Below are 14,689 nucleotides of genomic sequence, written 5' to 3' on the forward strand. Positions count from 1 at the left end.
TTTTAAAATACTTTTGATAGCCATAAGCAGTTAAGGATAGAGAAAAAGGTTTTATGATAAAATATTTGAAATATATACTCCTCTTGCTGCCCTGTTTGGTCATGGCTCAAAACGAACTTACCATCGAAGTAGAGGGGGTACAGTCCTCCAAAGGCAAAATAAATATTGCTATCTACAACCACGCCGAAGGTTTTCTAAAATTTGAAGAAGTCTATATTTCTGATAGTGCGGTAGCTACTACAGGTCAAACTTGGCTAAAGATCAGCAATCTACCCAGCGGGGAATACGCCCTTGCTGTTTTCCACGATGAAAATGGAAATAATATCCTAGATACCAATTGGCTGGGAATCCCCAAAGAGCCCGTAGGCTTTTCGAACTCCCGGATGAAAACCTTCGGGCCTCCGAGTTTTAAAGAATGTTCCTTTAACCTCAATTCAGACAAGGCCATAAAGGTCATACTGTAATTTTTAATTATCGCTTTTCTCGTACCCGGGTGGACGCATCCATCTGGTTGGCGGCGCGGGTTCTGACTTCATTATAAATTCCTGAGTTTTTAATAATCTCAAAGCCTCTTCAACACTTTTTTCCAGCTGAGGATCATGTCCTTCCAGTACTTTTTTCGGGTCCTGTATAACTTCTATATCCGGGGCAATACCTTCGCCTTCTACTGCCCATTCCCCATTTACATCAAAGAATCCACCGCGGGGGGCAACCATACGTCCGCCATCAATAAATCTCGGTGTGTCCCAGGTTCCCACCAGGCCTCCCCATGTTCGGGTACCCACAAGAGGACCAATATTTTTTGCCTTAAACATATAGGGTAACAAGTCTCCGCCTGAGCCAGCTCTTTCGTTGATGATCATGACCTTAGGTCCCCATATACCTGCAATAGGTGTTGTCCAGGGCCGGTTATCATTTGTTTTGCTGTTAAAATAACCTACCAGGGTACGGTCCATAATATCGATCATATAGTCTGCTGCAGAGCCTCCTCCGTTATTGCGTTCATCAATGATCACACCTTTTTTATCTTGCTGAGCGAAATAGTAGCGGTTGAAATATTCGAATCCACGACCACCTGTATTTGGGACATAAACGTAGGCCAGTTTACCATCTGACAATGAATCTACTTTTTTGCGATTGCCTTCGATCCAGTCCATCGTCCTGAGCAGAAATTCACTTCTTACCGGTTTAATAAGTATTTCTCTCGCATTGCTTAAGTCCGTTCCCGAGGAAACACTTAAAATGGTTTCCCGGCCGGCTTTTTGCTCTAATAAACTGTAGGGATTTATATCTGAGCTAAGCGGATGGCCATTGATGGCTAGAATATAGTCACCTGCCTTAACGTCAATTCCAGGAAGGTGCAACGGGGCACTAAGTCCCGGATTATACACCTCTCCATTGTAGATCTTTGAAATGCGATAGTGTCCGTTTACTGCTTCCAGATCGCAACCTAACAGACCTATGGGCACATTGTCGATATCTGGGAGATCACCACCCGATACATAAGAATGCCCAATGGCGACTTCCCCGCTCATGATGTCTACTACGTAATTGAGATCTGTTCTGTGGCGCACGTGATTAATCCATGGGGAATACCACTCATAAATAAGGTCCCAGGGCGCACCGTGCACGTTGTTTACATAGAGGAAATCCCTCATAAACCGCCAACCTTCCTTGAAGATTTGATGATATTCTGCCCTGGGATCAACCCTGATCTTCATATTGGTATTCAGTTTGCCATCGCTGGCTTTAAAACTTCCGCTGGTTTCTGAAATAAACCAGGAGCCATTTTGCTTGACTAAAACACTTTTTCTGTCTGAGGAAGGAACAAAATCGGAGATGTTATTTCCAAATTCCTCTGCTTTCATTTTTTCCACATCATAGGTATGGATTTTAAAATTGGGCTCATTGGGGACATTTTCGGCTACAAACACCTGATGCTTGGTACTTTTGGCCAGGGCCACATAATTTCGTTCCGCCAGATCTAAGGGAATGATACGGGAGTAAATTCCATTTGCATCAATTTTTACGGTGACTTTTTTTTCAACCTCTTCGGTTTCTCCCTTTTTCTTTTTGCTGTCATTTTTTTCTGTAGGTGCAGTACTAATCTCTTCTTCATCGGAAGCAGGAAGGTTTGGCGCTTTCCCATCGGCAGCAAGGACCAGGGCATACAAACTCCGTGTGACCTGCGGATCATATGAACTCATATCTAACCAGCCTGTTTGCAAGCCGTAATTCGTGCTTGCCAGAAAATAGAGATAGGCACCTGATTCGTCCCAGACAGGGCTGATAGCATCCGCCATACCGTCGGTTATTTGTAATTCTTTTTCTACCTGAACATCATAGGCGAAAATTGCCTTAAAATGACTGTTTAATTGTTTGGAATAGGCAATCCATCGGCTATCCGGAGACCAAACCGGATTCATGGTCCGGTTGGGGTGTGCATATCGATCTGTCGCTACCTTTTTAACGCTCCCCGAATTAAGAGCTATGATCCAGACATTGTAATCTGTATCCGAATAAGCGATATAATTTCCGTTGGGAGACCAGGTAGGTTGAAAATAGAAGGTTGGGTTGGGCAGGGGATAACTCTTGAGCTTACTACCGTCCTGATTTGCCACTACCAATTGATATTCCCCGCTCGCATCGGTGAACCACGCAATCCGATCACCTTTAGGAGACCAAACGGGATAACGGTCTGCCACTCCGGGAGTATTCGTGAGATTGCGATAAGTGCCGTTTTCTTTTGGGACACTGATAATTTCACCCCTGTACTCAAAGATTGCTCTTTTCCCCGTGGGTGAAAGATTGGCGTTTGCCAGGTCATTGCCATTGACTTCTTCCCATCTGGGACGGGCAAAATTCATGTCGCCCTTCACCTCAATTTGCAATTGCTTTGTAGAATTATCTGAAGGATTCAGTAAATGAAGATAACCCCCTGTTCATAGACAATTTGTCCAGGTCCTGCATCCAGGCTTTTTACGTCAAATTTTTTGTGAAAGGTGTGTTGTTCTTCTTCACCTGTCGACGGATCGTAAGACCATATGTTGCTGGCCAGATCACGCTCAGAGAGATAAAATACTTTGTTATCATACCAAACAGGATCGAGGTGTCTTTCCTTGGTCGGTTGAGGAGTCCTCTGGAGATTCCCTGTTGCCAGTTCTACGATCCATACGGGCATCGCCTGGCCTCCCCTGTAATTCCTCCATTCGGGGTCCCAGAAAGTAATAGGAGTGTAAGCAACAAATTTGCCGTCCGGAGATATTTCTCCGTAGGCGGCACGGGGTATGTTGATAGCTGTTGGAAGTCCACCAGTCGCAGATACCGTGTAAAGTTTATTCGTTTGTGTTGGTTTTGATTCTCTTCCCGACCTGAACAATATCTCACCTTCTGGGGTCCATCCCTGAACTATATCGGCCCCTGGATGCCAGGTAAGTCTTTTGGGCTCTCCTCCGCTAACCGGAATTATATAAACGTCACTATTTCCATCATACTCCGCGGTGAAAGCGATCCACTCTCCGTCCCTGGAAAAATGCGGAGAAAATTCATATCCCGGATTGCTGGTCAGACGTTGCGCCTGTCCGCCGCTAACAGATACTTTCCAAAGGTCATTGGCATACACAAAAACGATGTCTGATGCCGAAATTGTAGGCTGTCTCAGGAGTTGAGTACCTTGCCCGCTGACGTCAAGTACAAACAAAAACAAAAATAGAAGGTATATTTTTTTCATTTGAGATAAAGTTTAGATGATTAAAGTATTGAAAAAAGCTGAGGCAACCAACCCGTAAAGAAAGGCGCTGGGATAGAAAAGGCAGCCCACTGGAAATCCAGACCATGAAGGTACATCCGTAACGGGATGTAAATAAATTGATAAAACTAAAACCGGACTTATTTGGTGGTGATCCTTATGACGCCATTGGCGCCTCTTGCCCCGTATTCAGAAGCGTCAGTGCCGTAAAGGGCTTCTATATTTGCCACATTTACGTTGTCTACCAGTTGATCAATACTGCGGAAAGAGGTACCGACAATATAACCATTGAGCACATATAGGGGTTGCTGGGATCCCTCGAGTAACATGGAGTTATTGGCCTTGTTAAAAAACGGGATTCCGCCTTTAACAACAATACCGGGCAGGCGCCTTATTTGGTTGAGGAGTGAAATGGTCACCCTGTTTTTATCGTCCAGGTTTTTACCAAGGGGAGTCTCAGAATCCCCTGCTGTATTTTTAGAAGTTCCGCAAGCGGATAAAATTATTAGAGACAGGGAGAACAAAAGGATAATTCGTTTCATTATAACAGTGTATTTAACGACTCTAAAGATATGCTAATTCTGACGGACGCACTAAGTTTTTATCTATAGTGATCAGGCGTGAATGATTATATTTGGTCAAAATAATAACAATGATATTACTGGTTCAGGTTGTGGGAGCCCTATTAGGATTGCTGGCAGTTTTGTTTGGAGCATTTGGAGCTCATGTGTTAAAAAAATCCCTTTCTGAGGAGTTGTTAAGAAGTTTCGAAACCGGAGTGAAATACCAGATGTATCACGCCTTGTTATTGGTGGTTCTTGGTTTTAACCTCGGCTTTACCTCCGCATTGGAAACCTATATGGCCTACTGTTTTATTTTTGGTACCCTTTTATTTTCATTCAGTATTTACGGACTTTGCCTTTCCAGCGCGAAAGGCAGAAAATGGAAATTTTTAGGACCTGTAACCCCGGTAGGAGGCCTTCTTTTACTTGCAGGATGGGCATTGTTGTTCTATTCCTTTATCGCCCATATTGTTTAGTGCTAATGACAACCACAGTCGTCCTGCCCGCAAGACGAGGAGGGCTTCTTTCCCAATCGGATCTTTTTTGGCAAGAGGAATTTATTCACCAGATAAGCCAGGGCGATAAACAGGACAAGGTAGACTAATACAGTTTGAATACTCATTTTCTTAATTCAATATTTGATATGCCACCAAAGCTACAAGATAGGCAAAAACGCTCATAAATACCAGCTGTGCCAGTGGCCATTTCCAGCTGTTGGTCTCCCGTTTTACGACCGCCAGTGTACTCATACATTGCATAGCAAAGGCATAGAATAGAAGCAGAGAAATACCCGATGCCAGGTTAAATAATGGCTCATCAGTTTCGGAATTTACTTCTGCCGCCATTCGGTTCTTAATGGTTTCTTCTTCGTCATTACCAACACTGTAAATGGTGGCAAGGGTTCCTACAAACACCTCCCTGGCTGCAAAGGACGTAAGTACTGCAATCCCTATTTTCCAGTCGTATCCAAGAGGTTTTACAATAGGTTCGATTGCTTTTCCAATGTTGCCGATATAGGAATTCTCCAGTTTAAAACTGGCAATTTCCTGTTTTTCAGCCCGCGCTTCCAAAGCTTTCTGTTGTACAAGGAGAGAATCCTGAATTTGGGCTGTACTTAGTGCAGACTGAGATTCCAGCTCAGTTTTATAAGCAGCCAACTTTTGTTCTAAATCTGCCTGGTTGTAAGGGGTAAACCCTTTTTCAGAAATACGTTCCTGTACAAGGGATTCAGCCTTGACAAATCGGTCTGTTATTCCATTGGAGCCAAGGAACCACAAGACGATGGAAATAGCAAGTATGATCTTCCCTGCTCCATAGACAAAGCTTTTGGTCTTTTCGATAACCGTGATCGCGACATTTTTCAGCAATGGCAGCTTGTAATTGGGCATTTCGATTACAAAAAAGGTCCGACTCCTGATCTTTAGTATTTTGTGAAGGATCATGGCAGAAAATATTGCAGCCACAAATCCTAAGGCGTAAAGTAACATCAGGGTGAGAGCCTGGTAACTCAGTCCGATAAACCTACCTTCAGGAATTACCAGAGCAATAATTATAAGGTAAACGGGAAGTCGGGCAGAGCAAGTGGTAAAAGGTGTGACCAGGATGGTAATCAGGCGTTCTTTCCAATTCTCTATATTTCTTGTAGCCATAACCGCTGGGATAGCGCAAGCCGTACCTGAAATCAGTGGGACTACGCTTTTTCCGCTAAGCCCGAAGGGCCTCATCACTCTGTCCATAAGAAAGACTACCCTGCTCATATAGCCCGATTCTTCTAGCAAGGCGATAAACAGGAATAAAAATGCAATTTGGGGGATAAAGATTACAATTCCCCCGATGCCTGCCAGGATACCTTCAGCAAGCAGATTCGTGAATACCCCCGGGGGAAGGGTGTCTTTGATCCATTCACTGCCTGCAGCAAATTGTTCGTCAATAAAATCCATGGGATAACTACTCCAGTCGTAAATCGCCTGGAAGATGGTCAGAAGGATGAAAAAGAAAATTAAATACCCAAAAACCTTGTGTGTTAGTATCTTATCTAAAGTAGCCCTGAGCCCCCTGGCAGCCTGCAGGTCTACTTTGTAAGCTTCTTTCAGTATGCCATTGATAAACTGATACCTTAGAATCGTCTCTTTTTGTTGAAGCCGCTTAAGTTCAGACTTCGACTTGGTACTAAAATCGCTGCTGTCCTGAATGCGTTTTTTTTCAATTGGCATGAAGTTTACATCCTGGGTAATCACGAGCCATAGTTTGTACAGGTCTTCGTTGGGAAATGTCCTCTTTAAACGCTCGAAGTAATCCGGTGCGATAACCGTTGTATCTACATTGGGCTTGCTCGAAATATTCTTGTAGTCTGCGATCAATTCTTTGATCTTGGCAACCCCGGTATTTTTGCGCATACTCACCAGGGCAATCTTAGTATCCAGCTTTTCTTCCAGCAAGGGAACATCCAGTGTAATACCCTTCCTCAACATACGATCTGCCATATTGATCACAAGGATGGTTGGAATTCTTAGGTCCTTTATCTGGGTGAAGAGAAGGAGGTTACGCTTGAGATTTTCCACATCGCTGACAACCACCGCCACATCCGGAAAGTTTTTGTCATTGCGATTAAGCAGTAGTTCAACCACCACACTTTCATCAAGGGAAGTTGTATTGAGGCTATAGGTCCCGGGCAGATCTAATATATGAGCTTTTACCCCCCTCGGTAGCTTACAGACCCCCTCTTTCTTTTCTACTGTGATTCCGGGATAGTTACCTACTTTTTGATTCAGTCCGGTTAACTGATTAAAGACAGACGTCTTCCCGGTGTTGGGATTTCCAATAAGTGCAACGTTGATACTCTTGCTCATGCGATTTTAGGCGTCTTCTATGATGTCTAGGGAGATCAAACGGGCGGTTGACCTTCTGATGGCAATGTGGGAACCATTGACGTTGATGTAGATAGGATCATTTAAAGGGGCAATCTGAACCATTTCGATTTCGTTGCCCGGGAGGCAACCCAATTCAAGGAGTTTAATGGGGAGCACATCATCAGCAAATTCACGGATGATTCCGCGTTGCCCTCTTTTTAAATCTACGACGGTAAGGTCCAATTTTTATTTAGATTGATTTTAAGTAAGCACAAAAATAGGAGAAAAAAATAGAATAAAAGTGATCCTTTACGGGAAGTTTTTTAATCTGTATAAGAAGCTTTCAGGATACTGAGATCGTTTAGCAATTTCTCTATTTCCTTCGGATTGGTCCCGTCATATGTCCCCCTAATCCTTTTTTCCTTGTCTACAAGGATAAAATTTTCGGTATGGATCATGTCGTAAGGTCCGCCATCCCCATCTGTTTTTGCCGCCAGATACGACTTTCTGGCCAGGTTGTAGATTTGTTTTTTATCTCCTGTGACCAGGTTCCATTTTTTATCGATGACTCCTTTTTCCAGGGCGTATTTTTTGAGTTGAGCCACGGAATCAATAACCGGAGTAACGGAATGACTCAATAGCAATACTTCCTCGTCTTCCAGGATCTCATTTTGGATAGTGACCATGTTTTCGGTCATGATAGGGCAAATAGAAGGGCAGGTAGTAAAGAAGAAATCTGCCACATAAATTTTGTCCCTGTAGTCTTCCTGGGTGACAATCTTCCCATTTTGATTGATCAGGGAAAAGTCGGCTATAGTGTGGTACTTCCTCACGTATTGAACAGAGTCATCCACCAGTTCGGGATTAAAATCTGCCGGTTGGTATACAGGTAATGTTTTTTGTGGCTGAAGGGCGTTGTAGAAGAGATAGACAATGACAGCGGAAATACCCAGTAAAACGATGCCCAGGAATCGAAATTTTCTAAAGAACTGTCGCATTTATCTTTTTTGCAAAGGTACTGCAGCAGAATCAGCCAATCAAAAATCCCGGATACCTTCGCTGCTAAAACTTTCTTAAAAATCCGGAGGGAGCCGGAGTTTCTTTTTTTTAGACCCCCTAAAAGCGTACTTTTGTGCTCCAAATTAAGATTTTGTCAATGAACCCAATCGTTATACAGACTATCCAATTCTTTATGAGTCTTTCCCTGCTCATCGTTCTGCACGAGTTGGGTCACTTTATTCCGGCAAAGCTCTTTAAGACCCGGGTTGAAAAATTTTACCTCTTTTTTGACATCAAATACTCCCTTTTTAAGAAGAAAATTGGGGAAACGGTGTATGGTATCGGTTGGCTGCCACTAGGGGGTTATGTGAAGATTGCCGGGATGATCGATGAGAGTATGGATAAGGAGCAGATGCAGGAAGAACCCAAACCCTGGGAATTCAGGAGCAAGCCTTCCTGGCAGCGACTAATCATAATGCTTGGTGGGGTAACTGTGAATTTTATCCTGGCCGTTATCATCTATATAGGTATGGCATACGCCTATGGAGACCAATTTGTGCCTACAGATAGTCTTAAGGATGGCGTTTGGGTAACAGAAGAAAATATTGGGGATAAACTCGGAATAAAAACGGGGGATAAGATCCTGGCTGTAGATGGAAATACGGTAGAGAGTTTTAATAGTTTATTCCTGGAGATCGTAAATGGTAATGAAATTACCATTGAAAGGGATGGGGAGATTATTGAAAAGGAGATCCCGGTCGATTTTATTTCTACTTTACTTGAGGATGAGGATAAAGTTCGTTTTTTAAGTCCGAGAGTGCCATTTGTAATTGGAAACATACCTGAAGTCTCTGCTAATAAGGATTCCGGACTTGAACTTAAGGACAAGGTAGTTGCTGTAGGTAATGATCAGATCAGCTACTTTGATGAGGCAAAGACTATTTTAGTCAAATATGCCGGCCAAGAAACAATCTTAACTGTGGAACGGGAGGGCAGAAGAGAACAAATACCTGTCGTGATCAGTGATTCGGCCACTATTGGGGTGAACCTTGGAAGTTTAACCTTTGCTCAACTAGAGAAAGAGGGATACCTTAGATTAGAAACCAAAGAATACAGCCTTGCGGAATCTATTCCGGCAGGAATTGATAAAGGGGTATCAACTTTGACCGGGTATGTAAAACAGCTTAAGAAAATATTTAATCCGGAAACCGGGGCTTACAAGGGAGTTGGTGGTTTCGCTGCCATAGGAAGTATGTTTCCCGATACCTGGAACTGGCCGGCATTCTGGAATACTACAGCACTTATCTCTATTATCCTGGCATTTATGAATATTCTTCCTATTCCCGCTTTGGATGGAGGACACGTGATGTTCTTACTTTACGAGATGGTCTCCGGAAGGAAACCAAGTGATAAGTTTATGGAATACGCCCAGATGACCGGATTTTTCCTTCTTATTGCCCTCTTATTGTTTGCTAATGGGAATGACGTATACAAGGCGATATTCAAATAGAAAATATTAGTGTTTACTATTGGGGGATTTGAAAGAAACTGCTATCTTTGGCCCCTCTAAAAAGAGATTTTATTCCTCCTTAGCTCAGTTGGTTAGAGCATCTGACTGTTAATCAGAGGGTCCTTGGTTCGAGCCCAAGAGGGGGAGCCAAATTAGACAAGCCGCCAGACATGGTGGCTTTTTTATTTTAAACCTTGCTGGGAAGTACTCCGAATTTTCTTTAAAACTTTTGGTGAAGTAAGATAAATTTGAATACCCAACTGAATAGGCAACTTCTGAAACGGATCCTGCTTTACTTTGCAACATAGATCTGGCCTTGTTCATTCGAATTTCGCTTACCAGTTGACCTGCCGACTTGTTCGTCAGGGCCTTTAGTTTTCTATGCAATTGTGCCCTACTAAAACCAACTTTTGATGCGATGTCTTCAACAGAAAGCAGATCGTTATCTATGTTGTCTTTTATCACCTGGATTACTTTTTGCAGAAAGGTATCGTCAACTGAGCTTAGCTTTAAATCCTTGACTTCCATCAGTTCAAAATTCTTAAAATGTTCCCATATCTTTTTTCGTGAAGCAATGAGATTCTCAGCTCGCAGAAGTAATTCATCCGAATCAAAAGGCTTGGTTAAATAGGCGTCGGCTCCCTGGGTTAGACCGGCTAATTTATTGGCCTGTCCCGCTTTGGCGGTCAACATTACAATTGGAATATGACTGGTCTTGATATTATTCTTCAGGGCATTACAAAGCTCATACCCGTCTTTTTTTGGCATCATAACATCAGAAATAATAAGATCAGGGATATGTTCAAAGGCCATGCGCTGTCCCTGAAGACCGTCTTTGGCAGTTATAATTTTGTATTTGGAGGAGAGGACTTCAGAGATGAAATCCAACAGGTCTTTATTATCCTCAACCAACAGAACAACCTCCATACCATCATCACTTACATCTTCGCAGGCCATTGTTTCATTCAAAGACTCCATTTGGTCTACTCCATTTAGAGGTTCCAGTTCTTTAGCGTATTTTTCAATTTTCACAGATCCGGGTAAATCTGAAAGCGCAATGGGGATCCTGATTTTAAAGGTAGTACCCCGACCCTTTTCACTCCTTACGCTGATCTGACCATTATATAGATCTACTAACTCCTTGGTTAGGGCCAGGCCAATGCCTGATCCCTCCACCTCAGTTCCCTCCACCCGATAAAATCTATCGAATATCCGGTCGACATCTTTTTTGCTCATGCCATTGCCTGTATCGCTTATCTCAATAATCAGGATGGTGTCAGAATTGCTTACATTAATACTTACTGCACCTCCAGGAGAAGTATATTTAAAACTGTTGGAAAGAAGGTTGTTCAATATTTTTTCCAATTTATCCTTATCGTAATACGCCTCTGGAAGCTCTTGTGGAAAATGTGTATTCAAACTAATATTTGACTGTTCTGCGACACTTTCAAAAGAAAAAACCTGGGAGCGCAGAAATTGGATCAATCCTCCTTGCTGCAGTTTAAGTTGAACAGCTCCACTCTCCATTTTGGAAAGGTCCAGTAATTGATTGATAAGGTTTTGGAGGCGGCTGATATTTTTTTTGATGACGTCGTAGGCCCTATTCCCAATAAGGATGGGATCATCAGGATGAATAGAAGCCTTTTTGGCTTGCTGCAATGGCCCATGTATTAAAGACAAGGGTGTCCTGAACTCATGGCTTATATTGGCAAAGAAACGGGTTTTGACCTCATCCAGATCTCTCATGCGTTGTATTTCGGCCAGGGATTGAGCTGCTTTAAGGCGTTCGTTTTGTATTTGTACATTAATTTTTTGACTCCGATAAGCCATACCAAAAGAATAAATGACGATTTGAAAGAACAAACCGGTAACATAGGGGTCGAGTCTGAAAGGAGGCCTGATCAATCCCATCGACCACAAGGTGCCGATCACTAAAAAGATACTTGCAATAAAGGAACCAATCCCGAAGTATCTCGAAAAACGATCTTTCTTAAAGGTCAATACCAAGGACAAGATTAAACTTCCCAGCGTGTAAATATTTAAGAGCTGAAAATGGATGCCTGGTTCGATATAATATATTTTTGGATTGAAAAAAATGACATACAATGCAGTAATTACGATTTCTGCAAGGACGAATAAGGCCAACCCCAATATGAATTTATCGAGTTTTGGATATTTCTTTTTTGATCCTATAAAGGCCCGTCCAAAGAACCAAAACGTAAAGAAGATACCATTGGCAGAGATGAACCAGAATGGATATCTCCATGAGAGTAATCGATCTATGAGCAATCCTATGGTCATGGCTTGTGTGAGGGTACAAAAAAACAACCACAGCGAAAACCAGAAGTAAACAGTATCCTTTAAATAGAGGTATTGTAAAAGGAAAAACAAAAAAATGATAAAAGTTACCCCAAACATAAAGGTGTTAAAACTGTTATTGAATTGATTGATTTGATGATAATAGGGCTGTTCAGGGCTTCGAGCGCTTAAATTGAAATATGGGGGATATCCAAAACTATTACCCTGTGCTCTAATAATTATCGTAGTAGTTTCTTCAATGGGTAATTCATGGAGACTAATACTGTTTAAAATCCAGCTTTCTTTGTTGGCCCTTTCGCTAAAAGGAACTTCTACTCCTGTTACCTGATGGAATAACAATTGGTTTTCAACATAGGCATAAACGTCTACCCTGCCATTACTTTTTGTCCACGCAGGGGGGCCTATCATAATATCCTGGAAATGTAATTCCCATCCCAGCAGGGTGTCGAGCGCCTTTATTTGAAGCTTTCCCCAGTAAGTGATATTCGGCTCAAGAAATTTAGGCAACTCATTTGCGCGAGTATACTTCAACATATTGTCATGGTGCAAAAGCATTTCTGTCGACAGCAGATTTGAGGTGTCGGCAACTACCTGCAAGTTTCTATTGAGATCATGAACAGGGTATGCCGGATCCAGTTCATAAACTTCCTGTCCCGATACATTACAGAAGATCAAAATGCAGAAGATCCGGAAAAACAATGTGAGTCTCATAAAGGATAGATTAAAGCCACAGATTTTGACGTATCGCCTTCGGCAATGCTAAGATCATTCCAAAAAACATCTTTGCTTAATAACATTGTTTCATCAATTAACACTTTTGTTTCATCTACAGGAATTTGAGACAAAATAACTAAAAATTGCAACCTGACCGATATTGCTGGAATCCTTCTCTCAATAGTTTTGTTCAACAGAATTATGAAAAGAATAATTATTAAAATCTAGAAATCATGGACAGGAAATCTTTTTTAACACGTCTGGGGGGAACGGCTGCAGTAGTATTATTTCCAAGCAATGCTGTAACGGCTGCTATAGGTCATTCACCTTTGAAAAATAAAGTCAAAGAAAAAATTATAACGGCTGATGAAGGTGCCGAATTAATGGTCCTCGGCAACCCCCAAAAACATAAAGTAGTTGGAATCGATACGGACGATCAAATTTTTGAATGGGTAGATAATCTCGCTCCGGGTTCCGGAATTCCTCCACACATCCATACCAGGGAAGACGAGATTTTTAGGGTCTTAAAGGGCAAAGTGGAGATCATGGTTGATAATAAATCAACAATACTGAAAGAGGGCGATATGGCCTTTGCTCCAAAAAACATTGTGCATTCCTGGAAAGTTGTTGGAGAAGAAGAGGCTCAGATGTGGGTCAGTGCTTTTCCGGCAGGGATGGAGCATATGTTCCAGGAATTGAGTCAGATGCCTGAAGGCAAGCCGGATTTCGATGAAGTTGCATCGATATGTGCCAATTACGGGATAACATTTGTATAAGAAGGATATAATTAAACCAAAATCACTAAATCATGAAAAAAATGAAAACAGTAAGAATTCGAGAAATTTTAGGGTTATTAATGATGATTGCTATTATTGGCTGTAGTGACGATAATGACGATCTTGAACCCTGGCAATTGGAAGTGGATGAATTAAAGGCAGCCACGGCCAAATATGTAAATGTTGATGTGGCCACGGCAGAAGGCTTTTTTGACGCCTCCGGATTTGTTCCCAATATGGGACATCATTACATCCTGCCCGAGAGGATTGACGAAACCTTTGAACTTAGTAAACCTGAGATCCTTCTGTATGTGCCCAATGCTAATGGTGTAATGGAAATCGTAGCAGTTGAGTATGCGGTTCCCATAGAAGATTTGGATAACCCGGGATTACCACCGGAAGGCTTTACCGGTAAGGACGATGTGTGGGAGATCAATCCAAATTTAAAACAGTGGCAACTCCATGTTTGGATATACACAGAAAACCCGGAAGGAATTTTTACAGCTCATAACCCAGCCATAGGAGAAGGGAATTAAGCGCACGTTTGTATGGATTGACTAAATTTGACCACTTGCTTTTGCAAGTGGTCGTTTATTAATAATAAGCAGATTTGGAGACAATTAGCAGACAATCGTAAAAAGTGCTATTTGGATAAACAAATTAGTAATTAATGGTATTGAATGGCCGACTCTTCAATTATACAAGGCCGTATTAAAGGAAAAGATTAATAGTAATCACGGTGATATTACCATCTCTGAGTATTTATACCCTGCTTTTTGGTATTTCTATTTCAATCTTGGGAAATATTATTTAACTTGGTATCTTTCTGAATAATTAAAACCAAAGAAGCATGAAAACTGTTACTAGCGAAGTAAACCAGTATTGGGTCCATTTTCAGTCCGGAGGAAAAGATAAAAACAAAGTTTACCCAAGAGCCCTTGTCAAGTGTTATCACGATGAAGATTTTGTGGTTCAGGTTAATTTTTATCCCGATGGGAAAGTACCCGAAAACCACTACGATAAACGAAATAAATTGGTGTATTTGAGATATCCCATCTCTATGTACCCGAATGTGATCGACCTGCTGAGACATGAGAAACCCATTTACTTCAGCTATAATATTGAATTAAAACTGGGTTATGTTAGAACAGGGAAAGAACCCATAGGTGAAGGGAATATGGACGCCGACTTTTAAGGTAAGTAATAAAAAA

At 41.9% G+C, this 14,689-nt stretch carries 14 protein-coding genes and 1 tRNA gene; 7 read left to right on the plus strand and 8 right to left on the minus strand.

Annotation, left to right across the window (positions count from 1 at the left end):
• Window positions 1-53 precede the first annotated feature (53 nt).
• Window positions 54-464 (plus strand): DUF2141 domain-containing protein, encoded by a 411-nt coding sequence (locus EQY75_RS00155; RefSeq protein WP_246019911.1) that lies wholly within the window; start codon window positions 54-56, stop codon window positions 462-464.
• Between the two features lie 3 nt (window positions 465-467).
• On the opposite strand, the gene EQY75_RS00160 is transcribed toward EQY75_RS00155, so the two are convergent.
• The 3 genes from EQY75_RS00160 to EQY75_RS00165 all read right to left on the minus strand — a co-directional run bounded on the left by EQY75_RS00160 (window position 468) and on the right by EQY75_RS00165 (window position 4,290).
• A complete protein-coding gene (locus tag EQY75_RS00160) occupies window positions 468-2,879 on the minus strand; it encodes a S41 family peptidase (protein WP_342774015.1) in 2,412 nt (803 codons plus the stop codon).
• A 38-nt stretch (window positions 2,880-2,917) separates the two neighbouring features.
• Window positions 2,918-3,730 carry a hypothetical protein gene (locus EQY75_RS14370; protein WP_342774016.1) on the minus strand — a complete coding sequence of 271 codons (813 nt, stop codon included), beginning with the start codon at window positions 3,728-3,730 and terminating at the stop codon, window positions 2,918-2,920.
• Window positions 3,731-3,888: 158 nt separating this feature from the next.
• Entirely contained in the window at window positions 3,889-4,290 is a 402-nt protein-coding gene (locus EQY75_RS00165) for a TonB-dependent receptor plug domain-containing protein (RefSeq protein WP_129601790.1), read from the minus strand.
• A gap of 110 nt (window positions 4,291-4,400) precedes the next feature.
• Here EQY75_RS00165 and EQY75_RS00170 point away from each other — a divergent pair, with 110 nt between their 5' ends.
• On the plus strand, window positions 4,401-4,787 hold the full coding sequence (locus EQY75_RS00170; protein WP_129601793.1) for a DUF423 domain-containing protein: 387 nt from the start codon (window positions 4,401-4,403) through the stop codon (window positions 4,785-4,787).
• Window positions 4,788-4,789: 2 nt separating this feature from the next.
• Here the strand turns inward: EQY75_RS00170 and EQY75_RS13930 are convergent, their stop codons facing one another.
• From EQY75_RS13930 to EQY75_RS00185, 4 genes are all read right to left on the minus strand, one after another.
• Window positions 4,790-4,933 (minus strand): hypothetical protein, encoded by a 144-nt coding sequence (locus EQY75_RS13930; RefSeq protein ID WP_165200404.1) that lies wholly within the window; start codon window positions 4,931-4,933, stop codon window positions 4,790-4,792.
• 4 nt (window positions 4,934-4,937) lie between these two features.
• Complete coding sequence (feoB, locus tag EQY75_RS00175) at window positions 4,938-7,160, minus strand: ferrous iron transport protein B (protein ID WP_129601795.1); 2,223 nt, start codon at window positions 7,158-7,160, stop codon at window positions 4,938-4,940.
• 6 nt (window positions 7,161-7,166) lie between these two features.
• Window positions 7,167-7,403, minus strand: a complete 237-nt coding sequence (locus EQY75_RS00180) for a FeoA family protein (protein WP_129601797.1) — start codon at window positions 7,401-7,403, stop codon at window positions 7,167-7,169.
• Between the two features lie 80 nt (window positions 7,404-7,483).
• Window positions 7,484-8,158: an SCO family protein gene (locus EQY75_RS00185; RefSeq protein ID WP_129601799.1), complete on the minus strand. Its 675-nt coding sequence runs from the start codon at window positions 8,156-8,158 to the stop codon at window positions 7,484-7,486.
• A gap of 158 nt (window positions 8,159-8,316) precedes the next feature.
• On the opposite strand from EQY75_RS00185, the gene rseP reads away from it, so the two are divergent.
• Both rseP and EQY75_RS00195 read left to right on the plus strand, forming a co-directional pair.
• Window positions 8,317-9,669: an RIP metalloprotease RseP gene (gene rseP / locus EQY75_RS00190; protein WP_129601802.1), complete on the plus strand. Its 1,353-nt coding sequence runs from the start codon at window positions 8,317-8,319 to the stop codon at window positions 9,667-9,669.
• A gap of 73 nt (window positions 9,670-9,742) precedes the next feature.
• Window positions 9,743-9,819, plus strand: a tRNA-Asn gene (locus tag EQY75_RS00195).
• Here EQY75_RS00195 and EQY75_RS14540 read toward each other — a convergent pair.
• A complete protein-coding gene (locus tag EQY75_RS14540) occupies window positions 9,778-12,699 on the minus strand; it encodes an ATP-binding protein (RefSeq protein WP_425462166.1) in 2,922 nt (973 codons plus the stop codon). The two genes, EQY75_RS00195 and EQY75_RS14540, sit on opposite strands and share 42 nt — an antisense overlap.
• A gap of 236 nt (window positions 12,700-12,935) precedes the next feature.
• On the opposite strand from EQY75_RS14540, the gene EQY75_RS00220 reads away from it, so the two are divergent.
• The 3 genes from EQY75_RS00220 (at window position 12,936) to EQY75_RS00230 (ending at window position 14,673) form a co-directional block, all read left to right on the plus strand.
• On the plus strand, window positions 12,936-13,478 hold the full coding sequence (locus tag EQY75_RS00220) for a cupin domain-containing protein (RefSeq protein WP_129601806.1): 543 nt from the start codon (window positions 12,936-12,938) through the stop codon (window positions 13,476-13,478).
• Window positions 13,479-13,519: 41 nt separating this feature from the next.
• Entirely contained in the window at window positions 13,520-14,014 is a 495-nt protein-coding gene (locus tag EQY75_RS00225; RefSeq protein ID WP_246019913.1) for a hypothetical protein, read from the plus strand.
• A gap of 314 nt (window positions 14,015-14,328) precedes the next feature.
• Entirely contained in the window at window positions 14,329-14,673 is a 345-nt protein-coding gene (locus EQY75_RS00230; RefSeq protein WP_129601808.1) for a hypothetical protein, read from the plus strand.
• Window positions 14,674-14,689: the final 16 nt, after the last annotated feature.

The organism is Muriicola soli (genome assembly GCF_004139715.1).
Taxonomy (GTDB): Bacteria; Bacteroidota; Bacteroidia; order Flavobacteriales; family Flavobacteriaceae; genus Muriicola; species Muriicola soli.